The sequence below is a fragment of the Dendronalium sp. ChiSLP03b genome (assembly GCF_034531165.2).
Lineage (GTDB): Bacteria > Cyanobacteriota > Cyanobacteriia > Cyanobacteriales > Nostocaceae > Dendronalium > Dendronalium minutum.
On sequence record NZ_JAVRBR020000017.1, the window covers coordinates 1 to 16,548 of the forward strand.

A 16,548-nucleotide genomic window follows, 5' to 3' on the forward strand; every position below is an offset into this window, starting at 1 on the left:
ATAGTTGCTTGGCATTCATGCCAAGCATGGGTTGAGGAACTGGTCGGTTCTATTCGCAATAAGCAGGCATATTATCAGCGAGGTTTAAGAGCTATGAAGCTTATACAGCAAGCACTTTAACTTGCTTGTCGCCCCTTGAAGTGTTTGATTCTCTGCGTTCCCCCATCCCCGTGTCATCTTTAATCTAGCTTCTAATTTATGAGGTTATTAATGCGTCAGCTACCATTTTGGAAATCGTCGGAAATTCCACAAACAGGTGCAGAAAAATTAGTAAAAGGGAATATCCTTTCTTCGTTAGAGCAACAGGCGATCGCAGAAATGAACAAAGTGCGGACAAATCCTACTGCATATCTTCAAATTCTGGAAAATTATCGCCAGCGCTTTCATGGCAAACAAGTCAAAATCTCTGATTACGTTTACTTACAAACTCAAGAAGGAGTAAAAGCAGTTGATGAAGCGATCGCATTTCTCAAGTCAGCCCGTCCTGTAGGATCTTTAACCGTATCTCAAGGTATGTCTTTGGGTGCTAGGGATCATGTCAAAGACCAAGGTTTAAAAGGTACAACAGGTCACGATGGTAGCGATGGTGGCGATCCCTTCACTCGCATCAGCCGCTATGGCAGTTGGCAAGTCACTGCTGGCGAAAACATCAGCTATGGTTCTAGTACAGCCCAAGATATTATCATGCAGTTGATTATTGATGATGGAGTACCGTCACGCGGTCATCGCCACAATATTTTTAACCCAGCTTTTAAAGTTGCAGGAGTCGCTTTTGGTATTCACGCCACATACAGACAGATGTGTGTGATTACCTATGCTGGAGGATATATAGAAAAGTAGGTTTGATACTAGATAAATCGCTTACTACAAAAAAAGGTTTTATCTTATATTTCATTACGTCTACCTACTTATTGTTAAACCGCTTCGCCTTTAGCTGTATGACACAATTAGAAATAGGACATAGCAAACTACGATGACAAAAAGGCTAGACCGGATTAAAGCGATTGTAAGTGAGTTGAAAGAAATTAGAGACTTGAGAACAGAGACTCAAAGAATCGTAGAACATTTGTTTGGTAGACAGGAGAACGGCAAGTAATGAGCGATCGCCATAGTCATATCTCAGCTGATGCTGCACGTCTTAACGTCTATGTCCAAGGTCAAGGATTCCCGATTTTAGCCTTACACGGTCATCCTGGTTCTGGTCGTAGTCTTTCTGTATTTACCAATCATTTATCAAAACGCTACCAAACTATTGCCCCAGATTTGCGCGGATACGGTCAAAGTCGCTTTAATGGAAAGTTTGAAATGACCGACCATTTGGCTGACTTAGAGACGCTATTAGACCGCTTGCAAATTGAAAAATGTCTCTTACTAGGATGGTCACTTGGTGGGATTTTAGCTATGGAATTGGCACTACGCCTGCCACAGCGCATCACTGGGATGATTTTGGTGGCTACTGCGGCGAGACCGCGTGGCAATCATCCCCCAATAACTTGGCAAGATAATCTCTATACTGGCGTTGCTGCACTTTTAAACTCTATTAATCCGAGTTGGCAGTGGAATATAGAAACTTTTGGCAAGCGATCGCTTTTTCGTTACCTTATTCAACAACATACACTTACTGCTTATAGCTACATTGCCAAGGAAGCTATGCCAGCTTATTTGCAAACCTCCCCTAATGCTACTCGCGCTCTCTATACTGCCCTTCGCGCTGGCTACGACCGACTTACAGACTTACAGCAAATTCACTGTCCTAGTTTGGTACTTGCTGGTGTCCAAGACCGTCACATCACAGTTGAGTCTAGTTTAGAGACTGCTCGATACCTGAAAAATAGTCAGTGGCAGTGTTATTCCAATACCGCTCATCTTTTCCCGTGGGAGATCCCCCAGCAGGTACTGAGTGACATTGACCGTTGGCTAGAAGACCATCCACAGGTAATAAGTAATTAATAGTCAGTGATGGTCAGTTGTTTTTCCACTGACCACTGACCATACCCTGCGGGTTCTGTTTTAGCAGTACGGGTGACGCTCCTAACGTCGCTAACGCCAATTATTCATGGGGAAAATCCCCAAGACCGTACTGGTTCACCACTGACAACTAACTCTTGCCTTACTTACATCTGACCGCTAAAGACAGGCTTTACTTTGCGGTCAATCCTTTCCCCCAAGTCTTCAGCAATTGTCAAGGTATTTGGTTTGCAGCGCTTCACGTTCACCAATATTCCTTGAGCTCCTTCTAACTCTAGGTCTTCTACATATCCTTTGAGCGCCACTTTGGCATCAGAAGAATTAATGAATGGCCCAAAGTAGTAGGTGCAACGGGGATTTTGTGTCACAATCTCCACCCACCAAGCTAAGCCGAGACTATTAAATGTGCTAATCAAACTTTCCTTCAGGTTATCCCAAATTGTTTTCATGGTTGTTGCTGATTTATCAAATGGTACTGAGTGTTAAACGATATGTTGCTGTTTTTTTGCTTTACATTTCTTTATACTCTTTTCCTCTTATTTTTCAAAGAGGTTTTTTGAATTTATCTAAGTACAAAGTGTTTAACGACCGCTGGCGATAAATCTCATAAAGCGCCATGCCCGCAGCTACTGAGGCATTCAGGCTAGGGGTCTTACCCAGCAGCGGAATTGATACCAATACATCGCAGGAGCGTTGTATTAACATACCTAGACCTTCACCTTCAGAGCCAACTACCAAAACGATAGGGCCGCGGAAATTGACTGAATGCAGGGGTTCGCTGCCTGTTGCGGCAGTACCATAAATCCAAAAGCCAGCTTCTTTCAATTCTTCCAAGGCGCGACTGAGGTTGATTACTCTAGCTACTGGAAAGTTTTCTAAAGCACCTGCTGCCACTTTCACGACTGTGGAAGTAATACCAGCTGCCCTCCTTTGGGGAATTACCAATCCTTGAGCGCCTATTGCTTCGGCAGTGCGAATAATTGCTCCTAAGTTGTGGGGATCGGTAATCCCATCAGCTACGACAATTACGGGATCGGTGAGTGATTTCGTCTGTGCAATCAAATCTGGTAATTCGATATAGGTATAGGGGGTTATTTGTGCCGCTATACCTTGGTGATTGGCCCCGTTGGTAATTTGGTCTAAGCGCTTAGGTTCTACTTCATCAATTACTGTGCCATTGTCCTTAGCTTGGAGAATTAGATGATGAAAGCGGGGATCGTAACGCAGGCGGGAGGTAATCCAGATGCGGTTTAGACCGCGTTGATTTTCCAAGGCACTCAACACTGGATGGCGACCGTAGATGAGATCGCTATCTTCTGTGGGTTTTGGAGATGGAGATGGATGAGAGAAGTTACGCTGGGGGCGTGGTTTACTATCCCCATCCCTGTGTCGGGGAGTGGGAAGAGAATCAGCAACTACACTCTTGCCCTTTATTTTAAGGGGTTGCCCACGATTTGGTTCGCCAGAAGTCTTGATTTTTCTTGGTTTATTCGGCATATAAGTTTTGGGTATAGCTTGTGGGTGGGCTTCCCGATTCTTGGAATTTACCAGGACTACACTACCGATCCCGCCATGAGATTAAGTTTCACACTGTTTCTCTAAATGAAGTTTTTGCAACAGTTCGGTTAAGCGCTGGGAATCGGTGAGATACAGGTAGCCAATTAAAGTTTCTAGACTAGTTGCTTGTTGATAAATTTCGGGATCGACCCGTTTTGTGCGTCTTGTGGCAGCGTTACGGCCCCGCCGTACAATTTCTAATTCGGTTTGCTTCAGATGAGGAATCAGCGATCGCAAATGTAGCGCCTGTGTTTCCGCTCTTACCTGTGCCACTACTAAATGATGGTATGTTTCTGTCCTCTGCAACGGCAGTAAATAGAACATTCTAACATATAGTTCATAAATCGCATCTCCTATATATGCTAAAGCAGCAGGAGAAATTTGTTGCAGTTGTGTCTGGGAAATCTTTTGGGGTAATTGCGCTGTAGTTGCCAAGAATGCTGGGGTCAAAGATGAATCCGTCTGAGGAACTTCATCTTGTCCGCTTAATAATTCTTCCTCCTTTGACTTCACAAGTTGATCGTTCCTTATTGGGCTATATTTGGGGGGCATCTTCGGAGAGATTTATTTTTCCTTAACATGCCATGCTGGTGTACCTAGCATAAACAATACTATCAAAATCACTTAATAATTTTATCTTTTTTTATCTTTTTCGATTGCTAGTTTGCACTGAAAATTAATTTTATTTGTGTACAATCTGCATGGTTTCATTGACTTGATAAGCTATGCTTTGAAGTATCAAATATCCCCTAAACTGAAAGGATAAATTTGCTAGAAGGTATCTATAAAATCAATATTAAATTTTAGAGGGTGCTAATAGTGACAAATTGCCAAATCGATCGCTAATTTTCAGCGGTGCCTGATGCCTGAAAAATGCTAAGATTACCTTGAAAAATGTATTGTAGTCTCATATAACAGCAACCGTGCAGGAGGAAAATTCACATAGCTTTTTGCTTTCCCTGCTTAATATTTTATCGATAACTTCTAGTTATATATTCCTCAAAACCAACTTTTTTCAATTTTAGCTAAAGGCTACACAGATTTTTACTGGTTGTATTAATATTTTATTTTTTCAAATTGAGATATACTAATTTTCTTGGACAATATCGTTGATATGATATCTGCTGGCTTGTATGCCTCTCTCACGAGGAGAGAGGTTGTCTGCCAGTGCTTATACAAATTAAGCTACCCCGAGTAAGCATATGGATAGCTAAGTTTATCTCTCCAGTCAAGCGATCAATGCTACTTGTTGATGTTTTCTAAAGCTGCATCAACTGTGGTTTGCAGCGAGAGAAACTTCTCTAAGCGAACAAGCTTGACCGTTTGAGTTACTCGGGCATTAGTGACAATTTGCAAGGTGCCATCGGCGGTTTGAGCCTGCTTGGCTAGCTGCACCAAAGCACCCAAGCCAGAGCTATCAACAAAGTCAATTTGTGAGAGATCCAGAATAATGTGCTTTGGACCCTCGTCAATTTTTTGGCCAAGTACCTTGCGAAACGTCGGCTCAGAAAAAGCATCTAACAAACCTGTGAGGCGGAATAGCTGACAGTTATCCCGGATTTCACGAGTGCCTCTCAGGCTCACGGTTAGATTAAGTGGCTCAGCAATAATTCCCTCCTCATCATTAAAAGTGAACGCTCAAGTATAGATGGTTTTTGTGCATGTTGTCTACAACCTGCCGGGGTAGGAGAGAAGAGAGCAGGGGGAGGCAGGGGGAGCAGGGAAGGCAGGGGAAGGGGGGCGGAGGAGAAAAAGACTATATTGAAGGCTTGTTCCCCATTTTCCTCGTCTCCCTCATCTTCATTTTTAACTCACCTTGGCTGTTGCCGCTTGACGAACTGCTCGCATTGCTTGCACAAACTCTTCAAACAAGTAATCAGCATCGTGAGGGCCAGGACTGGCCTCTGGGTGATACTGTACGGAGAATATGGGCAGAGACTTGTGACGTACCCCGGCTACGGTGCGATCGTTTAAGTTTAAGTGGCTGATTTCCACAACTGACGCAGGTAAAGAATCTGGGTCGAGCGCAAAACTGTGGTTTTGGCTGGTAATTTCTATCCTTTGTTGTAATCCCGCAGGCTGATTTAAACCCCGATGACCAAATTTGAGTTTAAAGGTTTCTGCTCCAAGGGCATGACCCAAAATTTGGTGTCCCATACAAATACCAAACATAGGTTTTTGGCTTTGAAGCAACGTCTTGGTAGTTTCAATGCCCTCGATGACTGCCGCCGGGTCGCCAGGCCCATTGGAAAGAAAAATACCATCTGGATTGTAATTGAGAATTTCTTCTGGTGGTGTATCAGCAGGAACAACTATCACTCGACAACCATAACTTGCCAAGCGACGCAATATATTGCGTTTTACGCCAAAGTCAAGGGCAACCACGGTGAAAGATTCCTCATGGTCTGCCACGGATTGAGAGTTGAATTCCCAAGTTGGAATTGTGGGATTTGACCATTCATAAACTTTGGGGGTAGTGACTTCGCGTACCAAATTCAATCCTGCCATGTTGGGAGCAGCTTGCACCTGCTCTAGCAACTCCGCCTCATCTAAAATCGTTGTGGAAATGCCACCATTCATGGCTCCGAACATCCGAATTTTGCGGGTGAGGGCACGGGTATCGATGCCATAGATACCGGGTATCTGGTGTTGTTTGAGATAGCCAGGCAAAGATTGTGTTGAGCGCCAGTTGCTGGGTTGATGACAAATATTGCGAGCGATCGCCCCTTGCACTTGGGGCCGCTCTGATTCCTCATCTTCAGGATTGATACCTGTATTACCCAATTCAGGATAAGTAAAAATAACAATTTGACCGCAGTAACTAGGATCGGTCAGCACTTCTTGATATCCGGTCATGCCAGTGTTAAATACCACTTCCCCGATTGTGGTTCCCGTCGCACCGAAAGACCAACCGCGATAAGCGGTGCCATCTGCTAAGACAAGTAGAGCAGGTATTGCGTCAGTCAAGGTCATAAGCGATAGATTAGGGATTGGGTATTGGGGATTGGGGATGGGGTATTGGGAAAGATTTTCCAAGTCCCCAGTCTCTAGTCCCCAATCAACAGTTAACTGTGAGCAGTCTTTAGTATTTAGTTTAGTTAATACTGCGAATGTTAATTATCCCATGAGTTCAGAAATTCAGCGCTCTCAAGGAAATTAAGTAAAAATTAAAAACAGAACGTGCAAAATTTGTATAAGGAAATCGATGGCGACAGTGGATTTGCAATCCCTTGGGCAGTTAAAATCGAAATTAATTATGCTTCAGCCTTTTTTATCTCGTGCAGCCCTGATTTTTCTTTCAAGCGCCTTAGCAGTCTTGGGTGTTGCCTGTAGTGAAGAAAAACAGACTAGTGCAATTCTTCGCACTCAAGAGTCTGTAGTTAGTGACAATCCGGTAGTACCACCTGCTACTGAACCAGCAGCATCATCGGCTATCCCAGAACCGGAAACTCTGCCACCGTCGGAATTTACACCAAGTTCTTTTGAACAAGGTTTAGATAAAGCCGCAGGAGCTGAGAGTATCAGCCAATCTGCTCAATCCCCAGATGATTGGAATTTGGTAAGAAGTCAATTCCAGGAGGCGATTGCGCTGATGAAGAAAGTGCGGCGACAAAGTTCAGATTTTGCGATCGCCCAAGCCAAAATTTCCGAATACCAACGTCAGGTCAAGTATGCTCGACAAAAAGCTACTGCTAACCGTCATTCGCCATTAGAGGCACAACCCAAAAGGGTAGTCGTTGTCGTTCCTCAAGGAGCAACTGCACCCAACTTGACTATACCCGTACCTCAACCTGCACAAGCAAAATTGCCACCGACAAAACCACTCTTTCCCACACCAGAACTGTTCAATCCAGACAAAGAGGTATTTGTCGCTCCTATTAAACGGCGCGTTGGTGGCACGCCAATTGTGGAAGTGACTTTTAATGGTCAGCGACAGTTTGACATGATTGTGGATACAGGAGCCAGTGGTACGGTAATTACCCAACAGATGGCTGTTGCCTTGGGGGTAGTACCAGTGGGGAGGGCTAAGGCTAACACTGCCAGTTCTAGAGCTGTGGAATTTCCAGTAGGCTATCTCGATTCGATAGCAGTTGGTGGGGTAGTGGTAAATAAAGTACCAGTTGCGATCGCAGGTACAGAACTAGAGACTGGACTTTTGGGACATGACTTTTTTGGTAATTACGATGTTACCATCAAACGCAATGTCGTAGAATTTCGCCCGCAATCGCGATCGGAAATTAATTCCGCAGAAACTGGACTAGCTGCTCCAATTTTGCCCAAGGAGTACCACTCTGTAGAATCTCCTTAGCCACACTAACGCCTTGAGCATGATTCAGCAATGGCATCGCACCTGCTACTTGCAGCGCTAACGACGCATTTAATGCCACTGCATCTTGCTGGGCAACAGTTCCCTTACCTTGCAACACCGCTTTGAGAATCTCGGCATTTTCCTGCACATCCCCACCCCGGAGCATACCTATAGACGCAGGTGTTAAACCCACCTCTTCCGGATTCAAAGTTGTTAACTGTACCTCACCATCAGATAACACCGCTAAGTCAGTTAAATCTCCTAAACCAGCTTCATCAAGTTTTTCTCGCCCATGCAAGACAATCGCCTTTTGCTTGCCCAAATTGTGTAACGCTTGGGCAACAGTTGCCAAAAGTTTGGGAGTAAATAGCCCTACCACCTGGCCACTTGGACGCAAGGGATTTACCAAAGGCCCAAGTAAGTTGAAGACAGTCCGCACTCTTAGAGTCCGTCGCAACGAGGCAACTGCCTTAAGGGCTGGATGCCAACCAGGAGCAAACAGAAAGGTAATTCCTACCTCTTGTAGTGCTGCTTGTACTTTCTCGCTAGAGGCATTCAAGTTTACTCCCAAGGCTTCTAAGACATCCGCACTTCCCGTCAAGCTTGATGCCGAACGATTACCGTGCTTGGCAACAGGTACACCATAGGCAGCAGCAACAAAAGCCACCGCTGTGGAAATATTAAAGGTTGATGACCCATCTCCACCAGTGCCACAGGTATCTATTAGAGTGCTGAGTGCTGAGTGCTGAGTGCTGAGTGGTGAACATTGGGATTGTAATACTTCAGCCATACCAGTCAATTCATCGGCAGAAACGCCTTTAAAATTCAGCGCTGTTAAAATCGCTCCTGATAACTCTGGGGGAACCGCTTCACTCAGCCACCCTTGCATCAATTCAGCAGCTTGAGTACGGGATAATGATTCACCGTCTATTAATTGTTGCAGCAGAATATACCAGCTAGCAGAGGATTCTTGAGCAGGAATTGGGGAAGTTGTCATAGCTAAGGTTCGTGTGTGTTGAGAGTGTAGCTACCTTGAAGGGCATGGCAGCTATCCTACCGGAAATTTGACCGCTATCAAAGTTAGGTTTAAATCTCAAGGTTCAACTGAATCGGGTTAGCTAGGTTTTTATTTGTTGCTTTTTCTGCCAACTTTCGTTGCACTTCATAGTTAGTAATGAATAACTCTTTTCCCTTAGCAGCACCACTCTGCTTATAGTTATTCATGCCATACTGCAATTCCCACTCTGAAATATTAGCCCATTTCAAATTTTCTCTAATTTGCGGCGAGTCGTCGTAAGTGACTAGCCAACGATGATGACATTGTTTTAAATGTTCAGCAAATCTCTGATGGTCAAAACATATGTGCAAATCACCATCTTTACCATATAGCTTTGATTTAGTAGCACTAAAATAAGGAGGGTCTAAAAATAAGAATACATTTTCACCTTTTTCTTTCAATAGGTAACTGTAATCTAAATTAGTAATTTTGACATCTTTTACTAAAATATTTTCTAATTTTTCTAAACGTTCTATTGAAGAATCAGTAAATCGTTTATGGAAAGCTTCTTGAGAAAATCCACCTGATTCTACAGTTCCTGAAAAAGTAATTCTATTGAGGACAAAAAAACGCACTGCTCTTTCAAAATCAGATAAATTGTTCACATTTGCAGTAGCTAATTCTACGAATAGTAATTTGCCATCTGTATATTTAAGTTTAATTTGACGAATTTCTTTAACTAACTGAGCTATGTCAGATTGAGCGAACTTCCAAAATAGAAATAGTTCGCGGTTTAAATCGTTAATCCAAACCTTTAGATTAGGAAACTTTTGCTTTAAATAGATAAATACAGAACCACCACCCACAAAAGGTTCTCTAAATTCATAAAAATTATCTGGCAAGTATTCGACTATTTGATTTATTGCTTTTGACTTACCACCAGGATAGCGTAGTGGGCTTTTGAGCATGATTTACAGGAATAATTAAAATATTTTCAATAATATCTTATACTACAGGCTTTGCTTGCAATCAAATAAAATTATAGGGTAATAATAAAAGTCCTCTTTTGAGGACTTTATAGTGTATATGAGTATAAAAGCCATACTACCAAAAAACAACAATTTCTCTTAGGTAGAACACGCTATTATTTAACATTGCTGATTAATATTTGCCCAAGGAATTTCGGCGAAAAAATTTTGACCAGCCTCCAACATTTTGATAATCTCCTCAATGCGGTCTTTTGATTCTGTTGTAGGTGAAGTTATCTGACGCAAGTGTTCAATATATTTGTCCCAGTCTGCCTCTACTGCGTTAGCGCCTTTCTCAAAACTCTTAGTTGTATCTCGCCAAAACTGATCAATTCCATCTGTGAATTTATCACTCACACGCTGTTCTTCAAAATATTTAATGATTTGCTTTGCTAAACGCTTCTGCCAAGATTCTCCAATTAAGCTCCACACAGCAAAAGCTAATGCAACAGCTAAACCGACACCTAGCACTATTGGGCCACCAATAGCCGCTACAAAGGAAATTACCGCAGCAGTTCCACCACCGATACTAATGCCAAGCGCTGACGAAAGACTAACTAACTTTGCTACTAGGATATAACCGCCAAGATTTCCCAGTGCTGCTGCCCAAGCAGATAAAGCGCCGATGCTAGTTAGTCCTGCAAGTCCGTCTAGAAAAGCTCCTTTAGCATCGAAGGGTATTCCGATGGATACATCTAAGTTTGGTAGTTTAAGTAAAGTCTCTTGGTATGAGCCGAGGAAAGCTTCAATTGAAAGTGTCAATTTATCAGAATTTACTTTGATTATCTGTTCTGCCTCATATTGAAGCTTCTCAACTAGATAACCAGCAAGACCTTCTTTTGCCTCTTTTTTGTCATCGTACAGATTGCGGATAATTTTTTCGACGGTATCGACAGTTAAAAGTTGCTCTGTATACTTTTGAAAGGAAGTTCTGCTATTTCGTTGTAACTCACGGATACTTTGATTTACCTTATCGCGTTTCTGCTGAGTTTCTCGTAAAGACAAACTTCTTCATGGGAGATACCCAGGATATTTGCAACCTGTACTTGACCCATGCCTATTTTCTGACGATATCCCAGTAAGTCAATATTCATTGCTGTATCTATGCTGTACTAACAATATTACTTATTCAGTTTTGGTATCAATATTAAAGTATCAGCCAGTAGTGATAACCCACCCTGGTTGAGCAATGTTGATAAGCGATATGAAGTGCGATCACTACACTTAGGGTAATAACAAACGCCGGAAGCCTTCCTGCTCAAAATGGCGATCGGTTGTCAACGCCTCAGTGACACTACGCTGACGCATCAATACAAAGCTAACAGCGTCACATAGAGAGTAGGTCTTGTCTGGTCCTGCCATTAGTAGTTCAACTGCTTCTCGATGCAACAACTCATTGACCCATACTGTCTCGATATCTGGATTTTCTAACAAATCAATAATAAAGATTAGTGCTGCTGAACGCGGAAAGCAACGAACTTGAGCTAGTGCAACAAATTCTGCTAAAACATAGCTATGAGTTAAGCTTCTACTCGCACTATTTAGAAACTCAACTGCTTTTTGATGTTGTAGTTCACCACTGTGGATATAGCAAAGTAGCCCAGACGTATCAAGCAGCACTCAAGTCATTTCCTGATGGTTATTACTGTATGCTCTGGCCAAATCAGCATCTATGCTTTCATTGTCTGCTCCTGTTGCATAACCCAGATTAACTGCTCCAGCATGGCTTCGGAAGCGTTGGCGGGCTGCTTCTTTCTCTGGTTCAATTTGCAACTTTTTATATCTTACAGAACCATACTGCTGCTCTAGAGAAGTAGCTACCCATTCTGCAAGAGATACACCTGCAACCTCGGCTTGTTGCTGCAAAGCCGCATAAGCTTCATCACTTAATTCCAAGCTTAAAACCCGACTCACTGCACTACACCTTAGCTACTATGATTAATGGCGATTTCAATATTAATATAAACTACCGTGATGAACGGAATATTACACGTCCCGGAGACTCTTCTTGATTAATTCGCGCATAAACCCGAAGACAAGTCAACACTTCTCCAGGAACGCCGCCACAGTCTAGTTGCAGGTCATCTTTTGACAAAGCACAAATATCGGCATAAAGTCCTGATAATTGACGAATTCGCACATCATGACCTGCATTAATTGTCTTATCAGCGATTTTTTTGAGTATGCGTCGTGATTCTTGTTGTAGCTTACCCCACCAAGAATAGCGTTCAGCTGGTGGGACAAATATTAAGGAGTGTATGGCTTCATCCATGTCAATCCAAGCACGTAGAGTTGACAGCGGATCGCCATTCTTCTCAGCTTTTTGGGTGCGGAGGAAGCGATCGCTTAAAGCCTCAATATATTGCGATCGCTGTTCTGGTTTGCTATGTAACGAGATAACATCGAAGCCAAAAAGACTCTTTAAAGCATGATATAAATCAGGCTCGATGTCGATAAATTTAATATATAAATTTAAAAATCCAGCGAGTAAATACAAATCTCCAGATTCATTATTTGGGGTAATTTCAGACTTTAAGAATGCTTGTTTCGATAAACACAATCCCTTAGCCTTGACAGTACCCTTGAGTCCTGGATAAATAATTTCATCCCGAATAAAGGGAAGTTGATACAAATCTGAATTATCCTCTATTGCACCGACTTTCTGTGCTAAATCCAAGGCGCGTTGTCGCCAAGACTCAGCCAGTTCCTCTGGGACTCGTAGTAGCTTGCGTTGAATTTCGTTCCACAAATCTGAGTCTGTATGGCTTTGCAGTGGAGAATTTCCCAGATAATGAGTGAGTTCTGGATCGAAATCAAAAGCGTCCTGGAGACGACTTAGTTTTAACTTATCTGATTCATCTTCTCTATCTTCAAAACTAGAGTTTTCTTTAGATTGCAACAGGCTTTGGAGTTCTTGCAGCACCTCGTCGCAGACTTTAGCTCCTGGGTCTAGTGGCAACTCTGTGCGAGCCTTATCTAAAGTAGCCTCTAGCCCATACAGGCTAAACCGTAGTAGTTTAGCCAACTCTGAGTTTTCTATCTCTAATAGTTGACGTAGATGCTGCATGAATATCACCTTTTCTTTCTCTCACGCAAAGACGCAGAGGTTTTCTTAGCGCCTCTACGTGAGGTAATTACCTTAATGTATGCCACAAAACGGATCGCGTTCTTTATCGACTTCGTTGGGTTGTAACTCTAATTCAGCGCGGTAAACGCATCCTTCTTGCTTGAGACATTCTTGATTTGTCGATGTCCAGTAGGGTACTTCACCAGCGTGCATCCGTAAAATACCTTTTTCGTCGAGAGTGACACGGTATTGGCAAGGGTAATCTGTTGTCACATCTGGTTTGCTGAGTGCGCCAATGCGTATCCATTTTTTGGTGTTGCTTTCACTATCTGTTTGATAAACATAAAAGGTGTGCTGACTACTTTGCGGGAAGGGAGGCAAAGAGTTACTGATTAAACCGTTTGCTGGTTGTGGTGCGCCATCACGCAGATAGTGAAATTCTTGCAGGGACTTATTATTATTGTTGTCTATTTCAAACACCAGATGATAAGCATCTGGTTGATCCACAGTTGCTGACTCAAGCACATTGACGGCAATATCACCATCACTCAAGTCTTTATTCGGGCGTTCCACAGCAATATTCCACTTCAATTTACCATCGGCAAATAGTGCTGATTCGGAAGCTGCTGATATTGCCGAACCCACATCAATCCCAGGAACGTCAATTAAATAATGAGGATTTCCTTGACAAAGCAACACGTTAAATTGGAGTGTTTGGTCAATCTCAAACTGGACTTTGATTTTTTTGAGAAACTCAGTTTCTTCCATTCCCAGTTTCTCCATGAGGGTTTGGCCGTCGAAACTACCCCAAAGTCGTAAATCTCCGTCTTCGTAGTCTTGACGATAAATAATGTTTGTCAATTGTATGCCTTGCCACTGTGTACGCACCTTGGCTACACTTTCCCAGTGAGCGAGTTGATAGAGTTCTTGTCCAGCTTGGAATATCGGCAGTAAATCATTGCTTTGGGTTTTGCGTTTGAAGTTACAGGGCAGGTAATAAAATAAGTTTTTAACATCAATTTCTAATTGATTGGCTCCTTTACGCAGCAACCCTTTAGACTCTTCGGGATCGAATCTGAGTCGTCGCAATTTCTCCGCGTAGCAAGCACCAGCAGATGTGGCTAGCTTGGTAAATTCTAATACAAAGGTAATACGCTCTGGGTTCCAGACGAAATATGGAGAGTTGCTAAATTCTTGGTAGATGTGGCGTTGCACTATGTCAAGATTGCAAGTTTTGCCTGATAAGATTAGCCAATCAACTTTATGCGTATTCCAAGGGTCTACAATGTTATCTTGAGGACGCAGGCGACTTTCCATTAGTCCTTTAGCAATACCGATCGCTTCTCTAATTGCTGAAGCGGCAGCTCGTTCAAATTGCTTACTATCTAAGGTAACGCAAATACTCTCAGGGTCTTTCACATGGAATTTAATGGCACTTTGGGTAAGTAGTTCGGAAATTTGCTGCTCACAGACAGTAAAAGTTAAAGGATAATCATCGGCTGGTGGCTTTTGCCCTAGTTTGAGTTTGGCTGCTTCTGCATGATCCCAAAGGGTGTAAAAAGTTTGCAGGCGTTGGGGTGCTTGTTGCCAACGGGTGGGCAGTACTTTCTCCGCAGTATCTAGAGCATCTTTGTATGCAGCGTCACCTTCAGGATTTTCTTTATCGAGACATTTCAACAAACTGCCACTTTTGAATTTACCCTGTTCCAAGAAACGCTCGTTTAACTCGGAACTAATTAAATCTTCCAGCTTTTCACTTTCTATGTCACCTGTGGTGACTGCTGTTAATAAAAAGTCCGCGATCGCCACTTTCAATAATCTAAAAATCCGCAGTGTAATTAACTCACCACCTAGCTGTAAATGTCCAGAAGAACCTAAAAGTTTTGGTGTCAGTTTATAATATCTTCCCCCCAAACCTCTATCCTCGTTGTCGGCAAAGAACGGGGTTTTATCTTCTAAAGTTAGTTCAATTAAAGCTAAATCTGTGGTTCCGCCACCGATATCTAAAACCAGGACGTTTTGCGACCATTTGTTTTTTTCTTGACGACAACGGGTTTTGAAGGACTCGATGCCGATGTTGAGATTACCGCCAAATTCTCGCCACAAGAAAAATATCGCCACAGAAACCGCTTCATCGTAAGCAGTTTGCACGTCGTCGATTCCCAACTCCTCGACTAGTTCTTTAACTTCCTTGCGAACAACTGGTGGGGCGACAGTGGGATAGGTGACAACGGCGGTGAGGAAATCTCCCTCAGAAAATCTGCGTCGTGCGCGTTGGCGGTAATCTTCAGTTAAATCGATTAAATGTCCCCAAGCTGCTTGGATCAGCTGGTTAACATTAATTGTTTCTTCTTTCCCATCCAAAATAACCGGAAAAGACCGCTCCTGACCAAAATAGCGTTTGGGTGAGTGGTGAAACCTGCTAATAATTTCTTTTAAAGAAGTAGTTGTGCCTTGGGCGATCGCTTTTTTTCTGTTGTCCCTGGCTTCCCTACCCATCCGCAGTTCGAGATTTGCCAAGCGATAAATTTCTAACTCGCTGGGCATTTCTGTATTGCGGCGATCGATGTCCAGCACAACTGGAATCAAATTTTGCGATTCTAGAGTGGGGACGCGGAAGACTTCATGGTATATCTGATAAAGTTTTTTGCTAGCAGCACGACGAAAGCGATCGCTATTACCCAAACAAAGTTCGATTTGTCGAATTGCTTCTAAAAATCGCTCTTTGTTATCGGTTTCAAAAATTTCTTGCAAGCGACTGGGTTCTGTTTCCAGGTTTTTGCTAATGTCAGCCAGAAATTTTTCCCACTCAGCAGCACTGACATCTGGTAAAGCCACCGAAGCGGGAGAACTCAGCCATTGGCCCAAGCGATCGCGCAATCGCAGTTCTTGTTCTTTGGGTAATACCTCTGCGATCGGCACTTCAATGGGATCGAAGAGTGTGACTGTAGAGTTCGACGTGCCAAAATCCAGGGCAAACCATCCCGGAAATCTTTTTTTCTCGCTTCGTTGCTTATCAATATTGTTGAGTTGGAAAGGGTTCATTGCAGTATCCATTTTTGTTATTTGCTTAGTGGGTGGCTGCTCAAAACCTGGCGCTGACCATAGATGACACGCAGATCCAATATACTTTCGCACAGACAGCAGTGGATTTCCAGCAGCGTCGGAATCAAAATACTCTACCATCACCCGCAGTTTACAGTTGATTGGTTGTATTAAAGGTTGCTTCAGTTTACAAGGATATTGTTCTAATTGACCGATTTGAGAAATTTTTGGTGTATCCGAGTCGAATTTTCTATAAGATTTTTGAATTTGTGCTGCTAACTCACTCGGTGTTCCTCTGACAGCACAAGTGATGCGGGAAATATGAGGTACATTGTTCCCAGCAGCAATAAGTTGGATGGTCGGCAGCTGCAAATATTCGTTTTCGTTAATACGCACTTCAAATTGAGGAGAAAGCCGAATTTCTACAGGCATTTCATATTTTCCTTAAATTGCTGATATTTGGTCAGTGGTCAGTTGTCAGTGGTCAGTAGTTTTATCTCCTCTGCTTACCTAACTCCCCTCCCTATTCCCTATTCCGAACTCCCGACTCCCTATCAAGCAACTTCACAAGAAAAAT

The 16,548-nt window shown here is 42.9% G+C and carries 16 protein-coding genes; 4 read left to right on the forward strand and 12 right to left on the reverse strand.

The features are described from left to right. The first annotated feature begins 210 nt into the window (after positions 1–210). From RMY31_RS04440 to RMY31_RS04450, 3 genes are all read left to right on the forward strand, one after another. Positions 211–840: a CAP domain-containing protein gene (locus RMY31_RS04440; protein ID WP_322658198.1), complete on the forward strand. Its 630-nt coding sequence runs from the start codon at positions 211–213 to the stop codon at positions 838–840. 133 nt (positions 841–973) lie between these two features. Further along, positions 974–1,096 (forward strand): hypothetical protein, encoded by a 123-nt coding sequence (locus RMY31_RS04445; protein ID WP_409877315.1) that lies wholly within the window; start codon positions 974–976, stop codon positions 1,094–1,096. Continuing rightward, on the forward strand, positions 1,096–1,950 hold the full coding sequence (locus RMY31_RS04450) for an alpha/beta hydrolase (RefSeq protein WP_322658197.1): 855 nt from the start codon (positions 1,096–1,098) through the stop codon (positions 1,948–1,950). Before RMY31_RS04445 ends, RMY31_RS04450 begins: the two co-directional genes overlap by 1 nt. A gap of 164 nt (positions 1,951–2,114) precedes the next feature. On the opposite strand, the gene RMY31_RS04455 is transcribed toward RMY31_RS04450, so the two are convergent. From RMY31_RS04455 to carA, 5 genes are all read right to left on the reverse strand, one after another. Continuing rightward, positions 2,115–2,417 carry a DUF1816 domain-containing protein gene (locus tag RMY31_RS04455; RefSeq protein ID WP_322658196.1) on the reverse strand — a complete coding sequence of 101 codons (303 nt, stop codon included), beginning with the start codon at positions 2,415–2,417 and terminating at the stop codon, positions 2,115–2,117. 94 nt (positions 2,418–2,511) lie between these two features. After that, positions 2,512–3,465, reverse strand: coding sequence for a 23S rRNA (guanosine(2251)-2'-O)-methyltransferase RlmB (gene rlmB, locus RMY31_RS04460; protein WP_322658195.1), 954 nt, complete (start codon positions 3,463–3,465; stop codon positions 2,512–2,514). A gap of 81 nt (positions 3,466–3,546) precedes the next feature. Next, positions 3,547–4,038: a Mini-ribonuclease 3 gene (locus RMY31_RS04465; RefSeq protein WP_322658194.1), complete on the reverse strand. Its 492-nt coding sequence runs from the start codon at positions 4,036–4,038 to the stop codon at positions 3,547–3,549. A 729-nt stretch (positions 4,039–4,767) separates the two neighbouring features. Further along, on the reverse strand, positions 4,768–5,136 hold the full coding sequence (locus tag RMY31_RS04470) for an STAS domain-containing protein (protein ID WP_322658204.1): 369 nt from the start codon (positions 5,134–5,136) through the stop codon (positions 4,768–4,770). A gap of 195 nt (positions 5,137–5,331) precedes the next feature. Beyond that, positions 5,332–6,498 carry a glutamine-hydrolyzing carbamoyl-phosphate synthase small subunit gene (gene carA / locus RMY31_RS04475; RefSeq protein WP_322658193.1) on the reverse strand — a complete coding sequence of 389 codons (1,167 nt, stop codon included), beginning with the start codon at positions 6,496–6,498 and terminating at the stop codon, positions 5,332–5,334. A 283-nt stretch (positions 6,499–6,781) separates the two neighbouring features. Here carA and RMY31_RS04480 point away from each other — a divergent pair, with 283 nt between their 5' ends. Continuing rightward, entirely contained in the window at positions 6,782–7,834 is a 1,053-nt protein-coding gene (locus RMY31_RS04480) for a TIGR02281 family clan AA aspartic protease (RefSeq protein ID WP_409877319.1), read from the forward strand. On the opposite strand, the gene trpD is transcribed toward RMY31_RS04480, so the two are convergent. The 7 genes from trpD to RMY31_RS04515 form a co-directional block, all read right to left on the reverse strand. Further along, on the reverse strand, positions 7,764–8,831 hold the full coding sequence (gene trpD, locus RMY31_RS04485) for an anthranilate phosphoribosyltransferase (RefSeq protein WP_322658191.1): 1,068 nt from the start codon (positions 8,829–8,831) through the stop codon (positions 7,764–7,766). The two genes, RMY31_RS04480 and trpD, sit on opposite strands and share 71 nt — an antisense overlap. A gap of 89 nt (positions 8,832–8,920) precedes the next feature. Further along, positions 8,921–9,799, reverse strand: coding sequence for a DNA adenine methylase (locus RMY31_RS04490; RefSeq protein ID WP_322658190.1), 879 nt, complete (start codon positions 9,797–9,799; stop codon positions 8,921–8,923). 180 nt (positions 9,800–9,979) lie between these two features. After that, complete coding sequence (locus tag RMY31_RS04495) at positions 9,980–10,864, reverse strand: UbiA family prenyltransferase (RefSeq protein WP_322658189.1); 885 nt, start codon at positions 10,862–10,864, stop codon at positions 9,980–9,982. A gap of 219 nt (positions 10,865–11,083) precedes the next feature. Further along, positions 11,084–11,479 carry a type II toxin-antitoxin system VapC family toxin gene (locus tag RMY31_RS04500; RefSeq protein WP_322658188.1) on the reverse strand — a complete coding sequence of 132 codons (396 nt, stop codon included), beginning with the start codon at positions 11,477–11,479 and terminating at the stop codon, positions 11,084–11,086. After that, positions 11,480–11,773 (reverse strand): hypothetical protein, encoded by a 294-nt coding sequence (locus RMY31_RS04505; protein WP_322658187.1) that lies wholly within the window; start codon positions 11,771–11,773, stop codon positions 11,480–11,482. Positions 11,774–11,825: 52 nt separating this feature from the next. After that, the gene (locus RMY31_RS04510; RefSeq protein WP_322658186.1) at positions 11,826–12,926 is read right to left on the reverse strand and encodes a hypothetical protein; all 1,101 of its coding nucleotides are present in this window, start codon (positions 12,924–12,926) and stop codon (positions 11,826–11,828) included. A 72-nt stretch (positions 12,927–12,998) separates the two neighbouring features. Further along, positions 12,999–16,403 (reverse strand): molecular chaperone, encoded by a 3,405-nt coding sequence (locus tag RMY31_RS04515; RefSeq protein ID WP_322658185.1) that lies wholly within the window; start codon positions 16,401–16,403, stop codon positions 12,999–13,001. Positions 16,404–16,548 lie beyond the last annotated feature (145 nt).